Origin of the sequence: Nocardia crassostreae (assembly GCF_001613405.1) — a bacterium.
GTDB classification, from domain to species: Bacteria; Actinomycetota; Actinomycetes; order Mycobacteriales; family Mycobacteriaceae; genus Nocardia; species Nocardia crassostreae.
This window is the reverse complement of the sequence record NZ_BDCH01000020.1, coordinates 369,298-389,197: the sequence shown is the minus strand read 5'-3', so window position 1 is coordinate 389,197 and position 19,900 is coordinate 369,298. Positions and strand designations below refer to the sequence as shown.

Genomic DNA, 19,900 nt, shown 5'->3' with positions numbered 1-19,900 from the left:
CAAGCGGATTCGCTCTACTGGTAGGCGCTCAGGCAGGCGCCCTCACCGTCCAGGACGCCGGTCCGGAAGGCCTCCAGGCGCACGAAACCGCTGGCGACGACCTCGCCGTTGACATCGCTGGCGGCCAGGCCGTCCGACAGCAGTCCCGACACCGCCTCGTCGAGATCGTCCGCGGAGAGCCGGATATCGCTGCCCGGCTCACTGAGCGTCGTGGTGAACGCCCCCGACAGGCAGGCGGCGCGCAGGCCCGCGGTCTCCGCACCGGTGACGCCCAGATCCCGATCCTGTTGTACGGCAAGCATGTAACGCGAGATGAGCAGGATGAAGGCGGTGTAATCGCCGCTCACATCGGCGGTGAGGATCTCCCCATCGCCATTGCCGCGGGAGAGCCGCGCCAGATCGGGGACGTCCATGCCGATCGTGCTGTCGGCCGGGCAGTACGAAACCGGTTCCGTGGCGGTGACATTCGCGCAGCGCTCGGCGACGCCGGTGTAATCGAACAGCAGTCGATCCTGAACCGGATAGGCCCGCGCCAGGGTCTGGCCGACCAGATCCAAGGAGGTGCGGTCCACCGGCAGCTGCGCGGACTCCTCACCCGGCAGGAAACTGGTCGGCAGGGTGCCGCGCCGCTGCGCCAACTCGGCGCGGTCGATCTCGACACAGGCCTGGGCGCCTTCGGTATAGCCGATCTGCACGGCTGTCACGCGCTCGAAGGCGGTGCCGTGCTCGTTCTCCGAGGCGCCCGGCTCCTGATCGCGCACGGCGATGGTCGCGCCCAGGACGCCGTTCAATCCATCGGTGGTATTGATGGTGAAATGCCGCGAATTCCCTTCCGCCACATGGTGGAGGAAGACGCCTTCGAAGCAGTCGGCCTGCTGTTCGAGCACCACGGTGGGGGTGCGCATGCCATTGAGCCGCGCCATGGCCTGTAGCGCGTGACCGTATTCGTGGGCCATGACCATGACCACGGACATGGGCCCGAACTTGCTCACCAGCTCCGGCAGCAGCACGCCGCGGTCCCAGCCGATGGACCGGTCCACGGTGCAGTAGGCGGCATTGATCTGCTCGAAGGTGGTCTCGCCGCAGAAGTCCGGGGCCCGGCTGCGCGCGGCGGAGGCATCCCAGGACAGGAATCCGCTCGGCGGTTCGAAGGTGCCGGGGAAGGTCTTCGAATACTCCGCGCTCCAGAATTCCTGCAGATCCGCCATGGCATTGAGCGCCAGCCGGTCCTCGGTGCCGCCGTAGGCATTGACCGCGGTGAGCGTGGTGTCCGGAACGCCCGGGCGTAGACCGCTCGGTCCGGTCGCCGAAGAGGCGCCATTGATCTCGAACGGATTGTTCATCCCGCCCGAAAGATTCTCCGCGCCTTGCTTGATCGCGTCACAACCGGTGAGGGCAACCCCCGCCGCCAGCAGGAACGCGGCCAACCCGGCCCGCAGTCGCGAAATCCCCATCTCGCCTCCCGAGTCCCGCTCCGGGGCGGCCCCGCACCGTCCCGGGAACTCGTGACGGCGATCTCAGCAATCCCGGCGTCTTCGAGTATCCCCTGGTTTATCGCTCAAAGTCGCAGTCTCGCAACGACGGCACGATGATCGGTACCGGGAATGGTCACGGTGTGAATGTCGGTGGCGTGTCCGCCCGCGACCAGCACCCGGTCGATGCCGATGAACGGTCCGGCTTCGGTGAGGCTGCCCATGGAATCGCCGTCCGGCCAGGTGGGCAGCGCGCCCACGCCGAGCAGTTCGGCGGAATCGGCGTAGCGGCCGCGCAGCAGATCGCGGAAGGGGGCGTGATCGTAGGTGGCGTTGAAATCGCCGCCCACGATGACCTTTCCGGGAGTCTGGTCGAGCAGGTCACGGATGGTGCGCAGTTCGCGGCGCCAGGCGTCGAAGTCCAGATTCGGTGGCATGGGATGGAATTGGAAGACCGTGACCGGGCCGAGTTCGGGGTGGATCATGGTGACCCGCACATTCCTGTTCAGGAAGCCCGTGAGGTTCTCGGCGCCGGTCAGCTCGTAGCGGCTGAAGATACCGCCGCCCGCGCCGCCGCTGGCGGTTTCCACGTAGTAGTAGGGCAGTTCGTCGAGGAGTCCGGCCGATTGGACGCCCCGGAAAGCCTCCGGAGTGAGTTCGTCCAGGGTCAGCACATCGATGTCATTGTCCCGGACGGTCCGTACGACGGCATCCAGATCCGCGCCGCCGAAGAGCAGGTTCGACTGCATCACAGCCACATCCACGCCGGACGGGGCGGTGCCGTCCGGCAGGGCCATGGGCAGTTGCGACCAGACGGCGGCGGCGGTCACGAACAGTGCGGCCAGCGCGGTGCGCCAGCGCCGGGCGCAGGCGAACAGTACGGCGGCGATCGGGGCGGCCACCATGAAGTAGGACGCGAAGGAGGCGGCCAGGACGAATGTCATGAACGGCCACGAACCGTAGTACAGCGCGACACCGGCGATACCGGTCAGCAGGGCGAGCCAGCCGAACACCGCCAGGATCCGCCGGGACCAGCGGCGGACCGAATTCTTTTCGGGCGCACCGCTTCCCGCATCCGGCGGGCCGCCCGCCGGTGGGTCTCCGACCGCGACTCCGCCCCCGGAGAACGATCGATGCGCGACCGATGCCTGCCCGTCCCGACCGGCCGGGAACGAACCGCTGTGTGCGGCAGCGCCGTTCATCGGGGCGGCGATCGACTCCGCCGTCCCGGCGACCGGTTGCGCGGCGAGCGGGGTCTGCACCGTCTGGCCCGTCAGGGCCTGTTGCGCCGCGATCGCGAGCTCGGCGCAGGAGGCGAAGCGGTGATCCGGGTTCTTGGCGAGTGCCGAGTCGACGACGACATCGAATCCGGCCGGTAGGCCGTGACGTATGGAACTCGGCTGCGGCACAGGAAGATTCAGGTGCCCGTGCAGCAGCTGCCCGGCATTGTCGCCGGGATAGGGCGGAGTGCCGGTGAGCAGGTGATACAGCGTGCCGCCCAAGGCATACACGTCGGCGCGGCCGTCGACGGCGCGTGTGGTGTCGAACTGCTCGGGCGCGGCGTACCGGAAGCTGGCGTACAGCTGCCCGGTGCGGGTGGCGTCGCCGACCTGGTCGAGCACTTTGGCGATGCCGAAATCGGCGAGGAAGACCTGGTCTCCGGTGCGCGCCAGCAGAATGTTCGCGGGTTTCACATCACGATGCAGCACCCCGGCCGCGTGCGCGTGATCCAGCGCACGCGCCACCTGGGCAATGATGTGCACCGCCCGGTCCGGTTGCACCGGCCCGGCGCGCAGGACTGCGGCCAGATCCGTCCCGTCGACGTACTGCATGGCCATCCACAGCTACCCGTCCTCCTCGCCGCGGGCGTACACGTCGACAATGTTCGGGTGGGCCAGTCGCGCCACGGTATCGGCCTCACGCAGGAACCGTGTCCGCACGTGCGCATCATCGGATACCGCGCGCCCGAGGACTTTCAGGGCGATCATGCGCGGCAGATCCCGATCGTGCGCGAGATACACCTCCCCCATACCGCCCGCGCCGAGCAAACGCTCGATTCGATAGCCGGCGAAAAGCTGACCCTGCGCCAGCACACGAACCACTCGAACACCTCCACCTGATCGCCGACCACCCTACCCGGACTCGCGCATCGCTCCGGGGGGTGCGCGAACCGCCGAGAACGGCCCGTGCGGTGTCGGGGGGTCGTGGCAGAGTCGACGGGGCGAGCGAATACCCCCGCACCCGCCACGGGCACGAGCAGCGAAAGGACAATCCATGAGCGCAGAAGCCGTCGTCCCCATCATGCGTGTCGCCGATGCGGCCGCAGCCGTCCGCTGGTACGAGCGTCTCGGATTCACCAAGCAGTGGGAGCACCGGTTCGAACCCGATTTCCCGGCGTTCGTCGAAGTCGCCCGGGGTGAGGTGGCGATCTTCCTGTCCGAGCACACCGGCGATGCCCGGCCGGACACCCTGGTGTACCTCTGGGTCGACGATGTCGATGTCATCGCAAAGGAATTCGGCGTCGAGCCCCAGGAGATGCCGTGGGCCCGGGAGATCGAGCTGAAGGATATCGACGGAAACCGGCTGCGCATCGGGACCGCGACCGAGTAGGCGACCGCCCGGAGACTCTCGCCGTGGAACTCCGCCCACGCGCGTAGACATCCACGTCGCCCGCCCGTGCGAATCACCACGGAACCGGGTCCGGCTGCCGCGCGTCCAATCCGGTGATTGGCCGAGGCGACGGGAGGACGCCGATGGATCCGGAGGTATTGCGCCGCACCGCACAACAGAGCCTGCGCGGCGCCGAGATAGAACAGCGGCGGATATCCGGCAGCGCCGTCGACCCGGATTATGTGCAGCGGCTGGAGCATTTCGGCGGGCTCTCACACGAGCGGATCTACGCGTGCGTGCAAGCCATGGATCCGGGTGAGATGCACGCCTGCGCCGAGACCTGGGTGAATATCGCCGACAACCTCTGCGGTGACGTGACCGGCCTGACCATGACCGTGCTGGCGACGCTGGCCGACGGCCCGGCGGGCCGAATAGCGGAGGCGGCCGATATCGCGGCCCGGCAGTTCGTCCGACAAGCCATGGACGTGGCGGAAATCCTGCACAGCACCGGCCACCGCCTGACGGCCGCCGCCTACGGCGCAGAAGTCTTACGCAAAACCGTTCCCCCACCCCCGATCCCACTCCAAGGCGACCAATCCGACCCCACCGCAACCTATCTCGCCCTGGTCCTCGGAGCCCCCGGCGACGCCCACGACTTCGAAGCCGCCCGCGAGGAGCAATACCGCCTCGCCCTCGCCGCCCTGGAAGCCAACTACGTCCCGATCTACCCGCCCGCCGGATCGGGAGTCCCGCCTTCGCCCCCATCGAGATGCCCGGCGCGACCGAAGAAGTCCCAGCGATCTCCAATCCCGGAGCTCCCGAAAGCCTCAGCCCCGCACCCGTATTCGCGAGCCCACCGCGACAACACGACCCCGATTCCGCCGATCCGATCGGTTCGTCCACCACCGGCCAGCAACCCGTCCAGCCCGCAACCGCACCGGCTGCCTCCTCGGAAACAGCTGCCGCCCAGACGGTGCCCACCACCGGCAATGCCGATTCCGGCACCTACTCCCCCACCCGCGACCGCGACCTCACCACCAAACCCGCGAGTGTCGACGACACCGGCCGCCCCCTCACCCCACTCACCCCGGTTCTCGCGAGCACGCCGTCCACACCGGGCTCCCCCGGCACTCCCCGGACTCCACGTGATCCAGGCCGCAGCATCCCAGCTCCACCGACCATCGGAACCCCCTCCTCCCCACCCCTTTCCAGTACACCGGCCCGCGCCGTGAACCCCACCATGGGCTGGATGCCAGGCATGTACCCACCCGCGGCCCGCCCCACAACCGACTCCGACGCCACCCGCACCACCCCTGCCTGGCTCATCCGCAACCGCGAACAAGAACTCCTCGGCACACCACCCCCAGCCGTCCCAACCGTCCTCGGCGCCGAACTCCCCTGCGCCCGAACAGACCTCACCACCCCCGAGGACACCGCCATATGAGATGAGAATGCGCCCGCGCCCACCACGTCCAAGAGGAGACCCGCCCATACCGCCCGACGCGCATGCCCACCGGCCCTCCCCTCACCGCGGCAGCCAGCATCTCGCGGTTCACTGCCGCAATCTCGTTGTGCCTCATCGGCGCCCGCCGCAACCCCGGCGTACGGACATACCTCACCCAACCGAGGACACCTGAAATGAAATGGGAATTCACCCCTGACGAGTTCATCCACCTCTGGCAGCAAACCCGCACCGACCGCTATCCCTTCCCCCTCCGCCTCCGTTCCTCCTGTCACTGGCAGGACGACCACGACCAGCTCACCCGCGCTCTCGCCGACCGCTTGCCGACCGACAGCGACCGGACCCTGACGTCGCTGCTGCGCCTAGCCGCCACCCCCGCGATCTCTCTGTCCCTCACCGGCACCCGCCGTCACCCCTTGCGCGCCTACTCCGCCATCGATGGCAATGCTGCCGTCACCCTGGTCCAGCGCCCCAGCCCCGATCCCGACCTGGGCGCCAACGTCATCATCGAAGCCGGAACCCCCTCACTCGTCCCGAAAGTCTTCGCCGCCGTCACCGGCTCGGCCGCCGCGGGCCGTCTCCTTTCCCACACCGAAACCCGCGAATCACTCCGCCGCCTCCTCGAATCCACCCCACCCCCAACCCATCCCGCCGCCGCCCTCCGCAGGCTCCTCACCACCCCGCGCACCGGCGAGGGCCATATCGCCGCCCACCACGCCCTTCGATCCCCCGCACCCGCCACCCCCGAATACCTGAGCTGGTTCGACGTCCCCGCCGACGGTCGCTACACCTACCGTTACAACGGCCAGCGCTTCGCCATAACACCGTGCTCCCCCGAAACCCTCGCCGAACACCTCACCCGCCTGTGCGACGGCCACAGCGTCTGAAGTGCTGGTGCGGGGTTAGTGTTCGCCGCCGAAGACGCGCTCCACCACGGTTTTCGCGCGGCGGGTGACGCGCATGTAGTGGTCGAGGAATTCGCTGCCGTCGTCGTTGGGCCAGCCTGCTACGCGGGCGATGGCGGAGAGGAGGTTGCCGGGGCCGGGGAGTTGGTCGGCGGGTTTGCCGCGGACCAGGACGAGGGCATTGCGGGCCTTGGTGGCGGTGAGCCAGGCATCGCGGAGGAGTTCGGCGTCGGCGGGGTCGATGAGTTCGGCGGCTTCGATGGCGTCGAGGGATTCCAGGGTGGAGGTGTTGTGCAGGGCCGGGAACTCGTGGGCGTGCTGGAGTTGCAGGAGTTGCACGGTCCATTCGATATCGGCGAGGCCGCCGCGGCCCAGTTTGGTGTGGGTGGCCGGGTTCGCACCGCGCGGGAGACGCTCGGCGTCGACCCTGGCCTTGATGCGGCGGATTTCGCGCACCGCTTCGGGGGACATGCCGCCCGCGGGGTAGCGAATGGGATCGATGGTGTGCAGGAAGCGCAGGCCCAGATCGCGGTCGCCCGCGACCTGGTGGGCGCGCAGCAGCGCTTGGACTTCCCAGGGCTGGGCCCATTGTTCGTAGTAGGCGGCGTAGGCGGCCAGGGTGCGGACCAGTGCGCCGTTGCGGCCTTCGGGACGCAGCGCGGCGTCGACCTGCAGCGGCGGGTCGGTGCTGGGTGCGCCGAGCAACCGCTGGACCTGTTCGGCAATGCCGATGGCCCATTTGACGGCGACGGTCTCGTCCTCGCCGGGACGCGGATCGCACACGAACAGGACATCCGCGTCGGAGCCGTAGCCGAGTTCCATACCGCCCAGTCGTCCCATGCCGATGACGGCGAAATCGGCCGGAGCCGGTTTGCCGAGTTCGGCCTCGCTGGCGCGAATGGCGGCCTGCAGCGCGGCCTCGAGGGTCGCGATCCAGACCGAGGACAGCGCCGCGCACACCTGCGGCACATCGAGCATGCCGAGCACATCGGCGGAGGCCACGCGCGCCAGTTCGTGGCGGCGCAGCGAGCGCGCGGTGGTGACGGCGCGTTTGGCGGAGTTGTATCGGCCGGTGCCGGAAAGGATTCCGCGCGCCACATCACTGGGCTCCGGGGCCAGCAGCAGCGGGCCGTCCGGGCCGTCGGCGTACATGCGGATGGTTTCGGGCGCATTGATGAGCAGATCCGGCAGGTAGGCCGAGGAGCCGAGCACGATCATCAACCGCTGCGCGATGGCGCCCTCGTCGCGCAGTTCGCGCAGGAACCAGATCTCATTGTCCAGGCCCTCCGACACGCGCCGGTAGGCGAGCAGGCCCGCATCGGGATTCGGTGTCTCCCCGAGCCATTCGAGCAGCGTGGGCAGCAGCAACGCCTGAATGCGCCCCTTGCGCCCGACCTCCCCGGTGAGCGCCTTCAGATGCCCGAGCGCGTTCTCCGGCGCCACATAACCCAGCGCCGCCAACTGCCGCACCGCCGCCTGCGGGCTGAGTCGCAGATTGTCGGCGTCCAGGCGCGCCACCGACTCCAGCAGCGGCCGATAGAACAGTTTGGCGTGCAACCGCCGCACCCGCAGTGCGTTGCGCTTGATCTCGCTGGTCAGCACCCCGACCGCATCCTGCCGCCCATCGGGCCGCATATGCGCGGCCCGCGCCAGCCAGCGCATGCCCTCCTCGTCCTCCGGGGCGGGCAGCGTGTGCGTCCGCTTGAGCCGCTGCAACTGCAGCCGGTGCTCGAGCAACCGCAGGAATTCGTAGGAGGCGGTGAGATTGGCGGCATCGTCACGTCCAACGTACCCGCCCGCCGCCAAGGCCGTCAACGCCTCCACGGTCCCCTGCACATGCAGCGATTCATCGGCCTTGCCGTGCACCAATTGCAGTAGCTGCACGGCGAATTCGACATCGCGCAGACTGCCGTGCCCGAGTTTGAGCTCGCGCTCGCGCAGATCGGCGGGCACCAGATCCTCGACCCGGCGGCGCATGGCCTGCACATCGGCGACGAAGTCCGGGCGTTCGGAGGCCGCCCACACCATGGGCATCAGCGCGTCCCGGTACTTCTCGCCGAGTTCGAGATCGCCGGTGGCGGGCCGCATCTTGAGCAGCGCCTGGAATTCCCAGGTCCGCGCCCAGCGCTTGTAATAGGCGATATGCGAGTCCAGCGTGCGCACCAGCGCACCGGCCTTGCCCTCCGGCCGCAGCGCCGCGTCGACCTCGAAGAAGGCGGACCCGGCCACCGTCATCATCTCCGCGGCCACCCGGGTGGCGGTGGTGTCGGCCGGTTCGGCGACGAAGATGACATCCACATCGGAGACGTAGTTCAGTTCCCGCGCACCGCATTTGCCCATGGCGATGACGGACACCTGTGCGGGCATGGGCCGGTCCGCGCACACCCGCGCGACGGCCACCGACAGCGCCGCGGTCAGCGCGGCGTCGGCGAGATCGGTCAGATGCCGCCCCACCCGCTGGTACGGCAGTACCGGTTCATTCTCGACGGTCGCCGCCAGATCGGTGGCGGCCAGCAGCATGAGCTGATCGCGATACTGCTTGCGCAGCAGGGCGATAGCCTCCGGTCCGATGATCCCCGCGCGGAACATCATGGGCCCGGCATTGGGCCCCGTCTCCGGTTCCGCCTGTACCGCGGCCAGCAGATCCGCCAGCAGATCCTCGCGCGAGGGCAGTTCGTGCCGCAGCAGCTGCCACGCCCCCGGATCGGCCACCAGATGATCGGCGAACGCGCTGGACGACCCGATCAGCGCCAGTAGCCGCCCGCGCAGCGAGGCATCGGTCCTCAGCGCGGAATCCAGCGCCTTCCAGTCGTTTCCGAGCCGTTCCCGCAATCGGATGAGCGTGAGCAACGCCAAATCCGCATCGGGTGAGCGCGAGAGCGCCCACAGCAGCGGAACACTCTCTGCGTTGTCCCACGCCAACTCCCGCAGCGAGTCGGCGGCAGTCGGCTCGAGCAGACCGAGCCTTCCAACACCGGGAACAACGGAACGGGACGTCGGTGGCCGGACCATGCCCATAAATTACATGTCACGCACATGGGACGTCCCGGCCAACCCTCCCAAAGGAGACATCGTTGCCCGTTCGCCGCGAACCGGAAAGCAAAAGGGGTTAGAGGGCTGTGCCCTCGAACCCCTTGAACGCTACGGCCGCCTACAGGCCCAGGTATTCCTTGAGCTCGTAGGGCGTCACCTGATTGCGGTAGCCCGCCCACTCACGGCGCTTGTTGCGCAGGAAGAAGTCGAAGACGTGCTCGCCCAGGGTCTCGGCGACCAGTTCGGACTTCTCCATGTTCTTCAGCGCCTCGTCCAGGCTTGCGGGCAGTTCGCGGAAGCCCATGGCGCGACGCTCGGCGGCGGTCAGCGACCACACGTCGTCCTCGGCCTCCGGCGGCAGCGTGTAGCCCTTCTCGATACCGCGCAGGCCCGCGGCCAGCAGCACCGCGAAGGCCAGGTACGGGTTGCAGGCGCTGTCAGGGCTGCGGATCTCGACGCGGCGCGAGGACGACTTGTTCGGCGTGTACATCGGAACGCGCACCAGCGCCGACCGGTTGGAGCGACCCCACGAGGCGGCCGTCGGGGCCTCGCCGCCGTGCACGAGGCGCTTGTAGGAGTTCACCCACTGGTTGGTGACGGCGCTGATCTCGTGCGCGTGCTCGAGAATGCCCGCGATGAACGCGCGCGCCGTTTCCGACAGGTTGATCGGATCGTCCGGATCGTGGAAGGCGTTCTGCTCGCCCTCGAACAGGCTCATATGCGTGTGCATGGCCGAACCCGGGTGATCGGCGAAGGGCTTCGGCATGAACGTGGCGCGCACGTTCTCGTCGATGGCCACTTCCTTGATCAGGTAGCGGAAGGTCATGACATTGTCGGCCATGGACAGCGCGTCGGCGTAGCGCAGGTCGATCTCCTGCTGGCCGGGCGCGCCCTCGTGATGGCTGAACTCCACCGAGATGCCCATGGACTCGAGCGCGTCGATGGCGTGGCGGCGGAAGTTGGGCGCCTCGTCGTGCACGGCCTGATCGAAGAACCCGCCATTGTCGACCGGGATCGGCGTGGAGCCGTCCATCGGGCCGGGCTTGAGCAGGAAGAACTCGATCTCCGGATGCACATAGCAGCTGAAGCCCAGGTCGGCGGCCTTGTTCAGCTGGCGGCGCAGCACGTGCCGCGGATCGGCCCAGGACGGCGAACCGTCGGGCATGGCGATATCGCAGAACATGCGCGCGGAGTGCTGATGCCCCTTGGAGGTCGACCACGGCAGCACCTGGAAGGTGGACGGGTCCGGCTTGGCCACCATGTCCGCCTCGGACACGCGGGCAAACCCCTCGATGGCGGATCCGTCGAACCCGATGCCCTCTTCGAACGCGCCCTCCAGCTCGGCCGGAGCGATGGCCACGGACTTGAGATAGCCCAGAACATCGGTGAACCACAGGCGCACGAAACGAATATCGCGCTCTTCGAGCGTGCGGAGGACGAATTCCTTCTGACGGTCCATGACCGCGAGCGTAGGGAACCGGAGTTAAATCCGTGTTACATAGGGGATGAAACCTTCGGCATGTCTGCCTCGCCTTCAGCAGGTGAGGCCCTGGGCGGGCTCCTTCAGATCCACGAGGTAGGCGATGACCGGGTCGTCCACGCACGCCTCGCCCGACAGCGAGATGGTGTGCCGGGTCCCGTTGTAGGTGATGAGTGCCGCGCCCAGCTGCTCGGCCAGGTCGACACCGGCCTGATAGGGGGTGGCCGGGTCCTCAGTGGTGGAGATCACCACGGTCTTGGGCAGGCCGGGGATCGAAATGCGATGCGGGGTGCTCGTATTGGGAACCGGCCAGGTGGCGCACAGTTCGAGCGGCGCAGCATCGCTGCCGTGGCCGTCGTCGATGAAGGGGGCCACGCGGCGGTATTCGGCATCCTGCTTGGCGGCGATGGAGCGGTCGGTGACCGGCGGATCGTCCACGCAGCGGATGGCATTGAAGGCATCGCCGCTGTTGTCGTAGGTGCCGTCCTCGCGGCGGCCGTCGTACATATCGGCGAGGGCGAGCAGGGTTTCGCCGCGGCCCTGCGCCAGTTCGCTCAGGCCCTTGGTGAGCGCGGGCCAGAAGCGATTGGAGTACAGGGTCTGCTGGACGCCGGTAATGGCGTCGCCGTAGTGCAGCCCGCGGCCGTCCTCGGTGGGAACGGGCTTGTCCCACAGCGGGTTCACCAGCTCGCGGAACTTGGTGACGGCCTGGGCGGGATCCTGGCCGAGCGGGCAGCCGGGCTTGGTGCTGCATTCGGCGACATAGGCGTCGAAGGCCTTCTGGAAGCTGGCGGCCTGCAGCACCGATTCCTCGACCGGATCCTGTTGCGGGTCCAGCGCGCCGTCGAGCACCAGGGCGCGCACCTTGTCCGGGAACTTCTCGGCGTAGGTATAGCCGAGGCGGGTGCCGTAGGAGTAGCCGACGTAGCTGAGCTTGTCGTCGCCGAGCGCGGCGCGGATCACGTCCATGTCCTGCACGACCTCGCGGGTGCCGACGTGGGCGAGGAAATCCTTGCCGGTGCGCTCGGCGCACTTGTCGGCGTACTGCTTGTTGTCGGCCTCGGCGGCGGCGATACCGGCGGGCGAGTTGTCGGTATTGGGTTCCGCGCGCTCGGCGTCGTTCTCACTGGCGGTCAGGCAGCTGATGGCGGGCAGCGAGGCCCCGATGCCGCGCGGATCGAAGCCGACGCGGTCGAAGCGCTCGGCCAGTTCGGTGCCGTCGGCCAGTCCGGCCATGGACAGGCCGGGCACGCCCGGACCGCCCGGATTGAACAGCAGCGAGCCGATCTTGTCACCGGTGGCCCGGATCCGCGAGAGGGCGATCTGCGCCTGCGCACCGTCCGGATTCTCGTAGTCCACCGGCACTTTCACCCGGGTGCACTCGGCGTCGGAGGGCATATCCTCCCCGAAATCGGCGCAACTCCCCCAGCTCACCTTCTGGCTGTAGTACTGCCCGAGCCCCGCCGGCGCGGGGGCCGTCGGATTCCCGTCCACCGAGAAGGAGCAGGATGCCGCGGTCAGCGCCAGCGTCAGCGCGGCGAGCGCGGCCCGGCCGGTTCGCATCAAACCCATGCCCCGATCGTGCCATCCCACGTTTCGCACCCCTGCATCCCTTCGGTTACCGCGCACGTCCCCTGTAGATCGCACCCGCAGCAGGTACCCGCAACGAGCCGCGGATAACGGAAGGAGTTCGATGCCGCCGAGGGCGGGGCTGGATGTGAGCAATTGCATCGTCGGACGGGGCGTCTCCGGTGGCACACTGAGGAGCGTCAGAACCCCCCGGGGACCCGCGCTTGGGCCTCGAGGAACGACGAAAGAGGGACGATGATGTCCGTATCCGATGCGGAAACCCCTGCCTACGGTGCCGCTCCCGCCAAGACGGCGAAGCGCAAGACACGTGTGCATCATCTGCAGCAGATGAAGCAGGCCGGTGAGAAGTGGTCCATGCTCACCGCCTACGACTACTCCACGGCGCGGCTGTTCGAGGAGGCCGGTATTCCGGTGCTGCTGGTCGGCGATTCGGCGGCCAATGTCGTCTACGGCTACGACACCACGGTCGCGGTGTCGGCCGATGAGCTGATTCCGCTGGTGCGCGGTGTGGTCAAGGGCGCGCCGCATGCGCTGGTGGTGGCCGATCTGCCGTTCGGCACCTACGAGTCCTCCCCGGAGCAGGCCCTCGCCACGGCCGTGCGCTTCATGAAGGAGGGCGGCGCGCACGCGGTGAAGCTGGAGGGCGGCGAACGCGTCGCCGACCATATCCACAAGATCACCGCCGCGGGCATCCCGGTGATGGCGCACATCGGCTTCACCCCGCAGAGCGTCAACACCCTCGGCGGCTTCCGCGTCCAGGGCCGCGGCGACGGGGCCGACCAGCTCATCGCCGATGCCATTGCGGTGCAGGAGGCCGGGGCGTTCTCGGTAGTCATGGAGATGGTCCCGGCCGAGCTGGCCGGTCAGGTCACCCGCAAGCTCACCATTCCGACCGTCGGCATCGGGGCGGGTGTCGATACCGACGCCCAGGTGCTGGTCTGGCAGGACATGGTCGGCTACACCAGCGGCAAGACCGCCAAGTTCGTCAAGCAGTTCGGCGCGGTGGGCGACGAATTGCGCAATGCCGCAATCGCTTACGCCGAGGAAGTGCGGCGCGGCGTGTTCCCGGGACCGGAACACAGCTTCTGATCGACAGACGGGAATGCTCACGTACATAGCCGATAGCTATGAACGTGAGCATTCGTTGTGCATAGCCCGGACTCCCCTGGGAAATCGATGGCAGACTCGTTGCCAAGAGAGTCATCGATCGATCAAAGGGAACCAATGTCGAAAACCCGTTGGACGAGCATCCTCCGGAACCGGCGTACGCCGTTATTGCTGGTGGCCACGGCGGCGACCGTCGCCCTGACCGCTGGCTGCGGAGGCGGTACGACCACGGGGTCCGGGCAGCCGAGCGGTACGAGCAAGCCCTCCAGCACCACCAAGGCGCCCACCACCAGCGGCACCACCGCCGCGCCCGGCACCGAGGGCGGCAAGGTGACCGTCTCCGATGCCGCCGCCGTGCAGCTCTGCGATCTGATTCGCCCGCAGCTCTCGGACTGGCGCGTGCAGGGTCCGACGCTGGGCGCCATCGCGCTCAATACCGCCGTGCACGAGTGGGCGCTGCGCAATGGCGGCATCAATATGCAGGTGCTGGGCGACAAGGACGTGGTGGACCGCATCATGATCGCCAATTGCCCGGATGTGCGGGATCAGGTGCTCTCGGCGCTGAACCTGCAGTCCATGGCCGCGGGAATCGCGTTCTGATGCGCACCCTGTACCCGGCGATCGAGCCGTACGAGCAGGGCCTGCTGGACGTCGGCGACGGCCAGCGGATCCATTGGGAGGTCAGCGGGAATCCGGCCGGTAAGCCGGTGGTGTTCCTGCACGGCGGGCCCGGCGGCGGCACCGCGCCGTTCCATCGGCAGTTCTTCGATCCCGAGGCGTACCGGATCGTGCTGTTCGATCAGCGCGGCTGCGGGCGGTCGGTGCCGCATATCGCCGACGGCGCCACGCTGGAGGCCAATACCACCTGGCATCTGGTGCGCGATATCGAGGCGCTGCGCACCCATCTGGGCGTGGAGCGCTGGCAGGTCTTCGGCGGTTCCTGGGGTTCGACGCTCGCGCTGGCGTACGCCCAGACCCATCCGAACCGGGTCACCGAGCTGATCTTGCGCGGGATATTCCTGTTGCGGCGCAAGGAAATCGACTGGTATTACAATGGCGCTGCGGGGTACGTGTACCCCGACGAGTGGGAGAAGTTCCTGGCGCCGGTGCCGGAAGCAGAGCGCGGCGGTGATCTGGTGGAGGCCTACCACCGCTTGCTACATTCCTCCGACGAGAAGCTCGCCACCGACGCGGCCGTCGCGTGGTCAACCTGGGAGGGCGCCACGAGTTCCCTGCTGCCCCAACCGGATCGGGTCGCCGAATCGGCCGATCCGCGCTTCGCGCTGGCCTTCGCCCGCATCGAGAACCACTACTTCCACCATCGCGGCTTCCTCGACGAGGGGCAGCTGCTGCGCGATATCGACCGCATCGCGCACATTCCCGGGGTGATCGTGCAGGGCCGCTACGACGTGGTGTGCCCGGCCGTGAGCGCCTGGGATCTGCGCAAGGTCTGGCCCAATTCGGAACTGCACCTGGTGCCCGATGCCGGTCACGCCGCCGCCGAACCCGGTATCACCCACCATCTGGTGGAAGCCACGGACAAGTACAGGACGTAAATGAGCACCACAGCCGGTCCCGCATTGATCGCCGCCTTGAACGTCGATGTGGACCGGCTGTGCGAAGCCGAACCTGATGTCCGCCAAAACCTTCCGGATTCGGTGCACCAGATGCGGGTGGCGACCCGGCGGCTCTGCAGCGTGCTGCGCTCCTACCGGCAGTTGCTGCCCCGTAAGCAGGTCACCGAGGTCCGCAACGAATTGCGCTGGCTGGCAGGGCTGCTCGGGGTGCCCCGGGATGCCGAGGTGCGGGCCGAACGGTTCGCGGCCCTGCTCGGCCAGAACGGGGCGCCCTTCGATGCCGATACCGTGCCGCTCGGTGAGAAGGCGGCGCCGAAGCCGGATTTCGGCGCCCGCCTGATCGCCGAGGAACGCGCCCGCTATGTCGAGGGCCACCGTGCCGCCGTCGACGCGCTCGACGGCCGCCGCTACCGCGCGCTGACCGGCCGCCTGCACGGCATGATCACCGATCCCCCGCTGCGCCCCGCCCACGCGAACAAGCCCGCGGCGGACGTCTTCACCGCCGTCCTCAAACACGACTTCCGCGACCTGCGCCGCCTGGTGCGCGCCGAACCGGCCCTGTCCGAAGCGGAGCGCGTCGAGCACCTGCACGATATCCGCAAGGCCGCCAAGCGATTGCGCTACTCCGCCGACGCCGCCACCAAGATCCTCGGCGAGCCCGCCGCCGCCCTGTCGAAGAACGCCAAACGCCTCCAGACCGTCCTCGGCGACCACCGCGACGCCGTCGAAGCCCTCGAGACCCTCCGCGCCCACGCCGCCGATGCCGGAGAATCCGGCTACCAACGCCTCTGCGACGCCGAGGAAGCCGCCGCCGCCAAGGCCCTCGAGCAATACCCGGCCGCCATCGAGTTCCTCCGGCATCACGCGCTGTAGGCGGACGGCGAGACCCTCGGCGTGCGCCGACTCGGCCTTATTCGGCGGGGAAGGTGAAGGTGACGGTGCGGGTGGTCGGGTCGGAGGTGGTGAGGCGGACTCGGACCTGTTTGCCTTCCGGTGGGGCGCCGGTGCATTTGGCGAGGACGGGTGGGTCGGCGACGAAGATTTCGGCGGGGCGGGTGCCGTTGGCTTCGCGGAGGACGACGGCGTCGAAGTCCGTGCCGAGGCGCTGGGCCAGGACGGTGGATTCGGTGAGGTCGAGGCAGGCGCGTTCGACCTTGCCCGCGGTGGCGTCGCTGCGGAGCATGGCGTCGGCGGCCTCGGCCAGACTGTCGCGGACCCACTGGGGGACGGGGGTATCGGCGCAGTGGGCGAGGCAGGTCTCGGTGGACCAGCGGTCGGAGAGGCGGCGCAGGGGGGGGCGGTGACGTGGGCGTAGGGTGCGCCGATTCCGCTGTGCTGCACGGTGTCCGGCTCCTGGCCGTTGAGCAGGGTATAGGAGGCGCCGCGCAGCAGGCCGGTGGCTTCGGACATGAGCACCAGGGCCGGTGGGGTGTTGGCGTCCAGGCCCGCGAGCATGCGGCCGACGGGGACCTCGGCGGGCCAGTCCACGCCCACGGCGGCGGCGGTGCGGCGCATGGATTCGATGGTGGCGGCGGCGGGCGGCGGCATGGTGCGCAGCAGGCCGATGTGGTCGGAGCCATTGCCGTCGAGCATGATTCGGGCGGCGCACATGCCGGTGAGCAGGGAGACCTGTTCGTTCCAGTCGTCGGCGGCGGTGCGGGGTTCGATGACCAGCTGCCAGTGGTTGTCCTTACCGTCCTCGTCGTGGCGGATCACGCTCTGGGCGGGCAGTCGCAGACTGATGGCGCCGCGTCGCAGACCCGCCTCGATGCGTAGCCTGCCGAACTCCGGCAGCGCGGTAATGGACGGATGCAGGCGACCGGCGTCGGCGTCGGCCTGCACCGCGGTGTAGTCGAGGCGGGCCCGGGAGCGCACCAGGGCGCGCTCGACCGAATACCGCCGCGGCTCGGCGTTTTCGTCGAGTTCGATGGTCCACAGGGCGGCCGCGCGATCGACATCGGGCAGCAGGCTCGCGCGCCCCTCGGACAGGACCCGGGGGTGCAGCGGCACGGTGCCGTCGGGGAAGTAGAAGGTCTGGCCGCGGGCGAGGGATTCCCGGGCGAGCGGCCCGTCGGGCGATACGAACGCGGCGACATCGGCGATGGCGTAGTGCAGGAGAAACCCGGTGGCGGTGCGCTCGAGATACAGCGCCTGATCCAGATCCATGGCGCCGGGCGGGTCGATGGTGACCAGCGGAATGTCACGGCGGTCCGCTCGAGACCCCGCGAACGCGTCGACCGCGTCGCGGGCCTCCGAGACGGCCTCGGACGGATAGTCCGAGGCCAATCCGAATTCGGTTCGGACGGCGCCGAAGTCAACCGGCGCCGACACGATCCTCTGATGCAGTTCCACTGCGTGCGCTGTCCCTTACTGCAGGGCCAGCATGGTCCCGTTCAGCTGATCGAACGGACCGTACACGGTGAACACCACCCGGCCGGCCGGATACTGAGACGACAATACCGCCGCCGAATCCAGCGAAGCGCCGAACGATGCGGCTGAGGGATGCGGCAGGCCCGCGATGGCCATGCCGATGTGGTTGTTCGCCACCCACTGCGTATCCGCCGGGCTGAGATCAACCTGCCACCCACCCGGCAGCGGGGTCACCGTGGCCGCCGAAGCGGATCCGGCGCCCAGCACAACCGAAACGGAAGCAGCAGCGGCGAGGAGCGCACCCGCTGCCAGTTTGCGAGCAATTCGCATATAGACGAGACCTGCTTTCCGACGTTCGTAGACCACCCTTGTCCGCTGCCCTTCGCAACGGAACTTTCCAACGCGCAACACTTTATGACGACGATCACGTCCGGGGCCAGTTCCGGGCAGATCGCCTGCTCGACACGCCGAGCCGCGCCGAAGCGAATCATGTGGCGCGCCGTCATTGTCGTCCAACCCGACGGTTTGTGCACATCGTTACCGGAGCGGCGTCGCGCACGCCGCCCTCGCTCTCCGCCACCACGGCGCGCGTTACCCAACGCGCCGTGGCTCTAAACCCTTCGCAGCCCGGCTATCTGCCGCGAATTCCACCGGGCAGCACGGCCGACAGCCACTTGAACAGATACGCGATCGCGAACAGTACGAGCACCGCCAGCGGCTGGATCAACATGGAAACCGACATCGATCCGCACCTCACCCTTCATTGGTCGACGCGCCCGGACCCGCTGCCCGCGATGACGCGTCTGAGTCATTCGAATTGGCTATTACCGAGCGGGTTTCGCGCCCGTCCGACGCCGCGCCGGAGGGCAGTTCCGCGGGCTTGGACGCATCGAGCGCGGCCGGAGGATCCGCGGGCGCGGGATCGTTTGCCACGACCGGGGAATCCGACGCCCGCCCCGCATCGGCGGCAGCGCTCCCGGCCGCCGCCGGAGCGCCCGGCGTCGCCCGCTCCAGGAAGCGCAGCAGTTCCACCGGGAACTGCAGCACCAGCGTCGAATTCTTCTCCGCCGCAACCTGTACGACGGTCTCCAGCAATCGCAGTTGCAGGGCGGCCGGGGACTGCGACATGCGGGCGGCGGCATCGGCCAGCTTCTGCGAGGCCTGAAACTCGCCGTCGGCGGAGATGACCCGGGCCCGGCGTTCGCGTTCCGCCTCGGCCTGGCGCGACATGGAGCGCTTCATCGAATCCGGTAGCGCCACATCCTTGATCTCGACGCGATCGATGTGCACGCCCCAGCCCAGGGCGGGCGAATCGATCATGAGCTCCAGGCCCTTGTTGAGCTGTTCGCGATTGGAGAGCAGATCGTCGAGATCGCTCTTGCCGATCACCGAACGCAGCGAGGTCTGGGCGACCTGACCGACGGCGTACAGGTAGTTCTCCACCTCGATGATGGCCCGCAGCGGATCGATGCCCCGGAAGTAGACGACCGCGTCCACCCGCACGGTCACATTGTCCCGGGTGATGCCCTCCTGGGCGGGCACCGGCATGGTGACGACCTGCATCGACACCTTGCGCATCTTGTCCACCGCCGGGATCAGCAGGCGCAGTCCGGGATCTCGCACGGCGCGCACCCGCCCGAGCCGGAACACCACGCCCTTCTCGTATTGGTTGACGACTCGCATTCCCGCGGCAATGGCGGCCGCTGCCGCCGTCAGCGCCCCGGAGGTGGCGATCAGTAAGAGTATTTCCATCGCGTGCCCCGCGAATTTCCCGCAGTGCCACGGATATCCGCCCGCGGCCTGCTTCCATCATGGCACCGCGGGCGGGCCCCCAAAAGGGGCGGACGAGTCGGTCTGTAAGCCGGATCCTGTCCCCGGTGCGAGCACCGGGTGGCGACCATCCATCTGGACACACCGTTGCCGGGTGCCTCGAGCAGTCCACCCGCAGGCTCGGGCGAGCAGCCCTCGAACGCCTGCGCAGCCGCACTCTCGCGAATGCGACCTTCGACCTTGCTCCGGGCGGGGTTTACCTAGCCGCTCCGGTCACCCGGTGCGCTGGTGCGCTCTTACCGCACCGTTTCACCCTTACTGGCCACTCACTCCGAAGAGCACAGCCGCCAGCGGTTTGTTTTCTGTGGCACTGTCCCGCGGGTCACCCCGGGTTGCCGTTAACAACCGCCCTGCTCTGTGGAGTCCGGACTTTCCTCGGCGCGGGGCGGCGGCATTCGCATGCCCGTTCCCTGCGCCGCGGCCGCCCGACCGACTCGTCCGCGGGACCCAAGGTACCGTAATGC

14 protein-coding genes, 1 other RNA gene and 2 pseudogenes are annotated in these 19,900 nt (G+C 68.3%); 8 read left to right on the top strand and 9 right to left on the bottom strand.

Features of this window, described 5'->3' with window-relative positions; translation table 11 throughout:
• Nucleotides 1-14: 14 nt before the first annotated feature.
• A complete protein-coding gene (locus NC4_RS22750; protein WP_067541585.1) occupies nt 15-1,454 on the bottom strand; it encodes a neutral zinc metallopeptidase in 1,440 nt (479 codons plus the stop codon).
• 104 nt (nt 1,455-1,558) lie between these two features.
• Nucleotides 1,559-3,565: pseudogene (locus NC4_RS45310) on the bottom strand (protein kinase domain-containing protein).
• A gap of 181 nt (nt 3,566-3,746) precedes the next feature.
• On the opposite strand from NC4_RS45310, the gene NC4_RS22735 reads away from it, so the two are divergent.
• The 4 genes from NC4_RS22735 to NC4_RS22725 all read left to right on the top strand — a co-directional run bounded on the left by NC4_RS22735 (nt 3,747) and on the right by NC4_RS22725 (nt 6,431).
• Nucleotides 3,747-4,082 carry a glyoxalase superfamily protein gene (locus NC4_RS22735; protein WP_067541581.1) on the top strand — a complete coding sequence of 112 codons (336 nt, stop codon included), beginning with the start codon at nt 3,747-3,749 and terminating at the stop codon, nt 4,080-4,082.
• A gap of 143 nt (nt 4,083-4,225) precedes the next feature.
• The gene (locus NC4_RS40455) at nt 4,226-5,314 is read left to right on the top strand and encodes a WXG100 family type VII secretion target (RefSeq protein ID WP_157555084.1); all 1,089 of its coding nucleotides are present in this window, start codon (nt 4,226-4,228) and stop codon (nt 5,312-5,314) included.
• Nucleotides 5,315-5,331: 17 nt separating this feature from the next.
• Entirely contained in the window at nt 5,332-5,526 is a 195-nt protein-coding gene (locus NC4_RS40450; protein WP_157555081.1) for a hypothetical protein, read from the top strand.
• A 194-nt stretch (nt 5,527-5,720) separates the two neighbouring features.
• A complete protein-coding gene (locus tag NC4_RS22725; protein WP_067541579.1) occupies nt 5,721-6,431 on the top strand; it encodes an ESX secretion-associated protein EspG in 711 nt (236 codons plus the stop codon).
• A gap of 15 nt (nt 6,432-6,446) precedes the next feature.
• Here NC4_RS22725 and NC4_RS22720 read toward each other — a convergent pair whose 3' ends face one another.
• The 3 genes from NC4_RS22720 to NC4_RS22710 all read right to left on the bottom strand — a co-directional run bounded on the left by NC4_RS22720 (nt 6,447) and on the right by NC4_RS22710 (nt 12,534).
• Nucleotides 6,447-9,461: a bifunctional [glutamine synthetase] adenylyltransferase/[glutamine synthetase]-adenylyl-L-tyrosine phosphorylase gene (locus tag NC4_RS22720; protein WP_067541768.1), complete on the bottom strand. Its 3,015-nt coding sequence runs from the start codon at nt 9,459-9,461 to the stop codon at nt 6,447-6,449.
• A gap of 139 nt (nt 9,462-9,600) precedes the next feature.
• Nucleotides 9,601-10,941 (bottom strand): glutamine synthetase family protein, encoded by a 1,341-nt coding sequence (locus NC4_RS22715; protein WP_067541577.1) that lies wholly within the window; start codon nt 10,939-10,941, stop codon nt 9,601-9,603.
• A gap of 75 nt (nt 10,942-11,016) precedes the next feature.
• Nucleotides 11,017-12,534 carry an alpha/beta hydrolase gene (locus tag NC4_RS22710; protein ID WP_084529660.1) on the bottom strand — a complete coding sequence of 506 codons (1,518 nt, stop codon included), beginning with the start codon at nt 12,532-12,534 and terminating at the stop codon, nt 11,017-11,019.
• Nucleotides 12,535-12,789: 255 nt separating this feature from the next.
• Here NC4_RS22710 and panB point away from each other — a divergent pair, with 255 nt between their 5' ends.
• The 4 genes from panB (at nt 12,790) to NC4_RS22690 (ending at nt 16,109) form a co-directional block, all read left to right on the top strand.
• Nucleotides 12,790-13,641: a 3-methyl-2-oxobutanoate hydroxymethyltransferase gene (gene panB / locus NC4_RS22705; RefSeq protein ID WP_067541764.1), complete on the top strand. Its 852-nt coding sequence runs from the start codon at nt 12,790-12,792 to the stop codon at nt 13,639-13,641.
• Between the two features lie 135 nt (nt 13,642-13,776).
• Nucleotides 13,777-14,259, top strand: a complete 483-nt coding sequence (locus NC4_RS43030; RefSeq protein WP_245721850.1) for a hypothetical protein — start codon at nt 13,777-13,779, stop codon at nt 14,257-14,259.
• Complete coding sequence (pip, locus tag NC4_RS22695; protein ID WP_067541570.1) at nt 14,259-15,215, top strand: prolyl aminopeptidase; 957 nt, start codon at nt 14,259-14,261, stop codon at nt 15,213-15,215. The genes NC4_RS43030 and pip overlap by 1 nt, the downstream gene beginning before the upstream one ends.
• On the top strand, nt 15,216-16,109 hold the full coding sequence (locus NC4_RS22690) for a CHAD domain-containing protein (RefSeq protein ID WP_067541568.1): 894 nt from the start codon (nt 15,216-15,218) through the stop codon (nt 16,107-16,109). It begins immediately after the preceding gene.
• Nucleotides 16,110-16,146: 37 nt separating this feature from the next.
• Here the strand turns inward: NC4_RS22690 and NC4_RS22685 are convergent.
• From NC4_RS22685 to rnpB, 4 genes and pseudogenes are all read right to left on the bottom strand, one after another.
• A pseudogene (locus NC4_RS22685) lies at nt 16,147-17,588 on the bottom strand (RNB domain-containing ribonuclease).
• A gap of 15 nt (nt 17,589-17,603) precedes the next feature.
• Nucleotides 17,604-18,122 (bottom strand): hypothetical protein, encoded by a 519-nt coding sequence (locus NC4_RS43025; RefSeq protein ID WP_245721849.1) that lies wholly within the window; start codon nt 18,120-18,122, stop codon nt 17,604-17,606.
• A 237-nt stretch (nt 18,123-18,359) separates the two neighbouring features.
• Complete coding sequence (locus NC4_RS22675) at nt 18,360-19,289, bottom strand: slipin family protein (RefSeq protein ID WP_439957549.1); 930 nt, start codon at nt 19,287-19,289, stop codon at nt 18,360-18,362.
• 158 nt (nt 19,290-19,447) lie between these two features.
• Nucleotides 19,448-19,873, bottom strand: an RNA gene (gene rnpB / locus NC4_RS22670) — RNase P RNA component class A.
• Nucleotides 19,874-19,900: the final 27 nt, after the last annotated feature.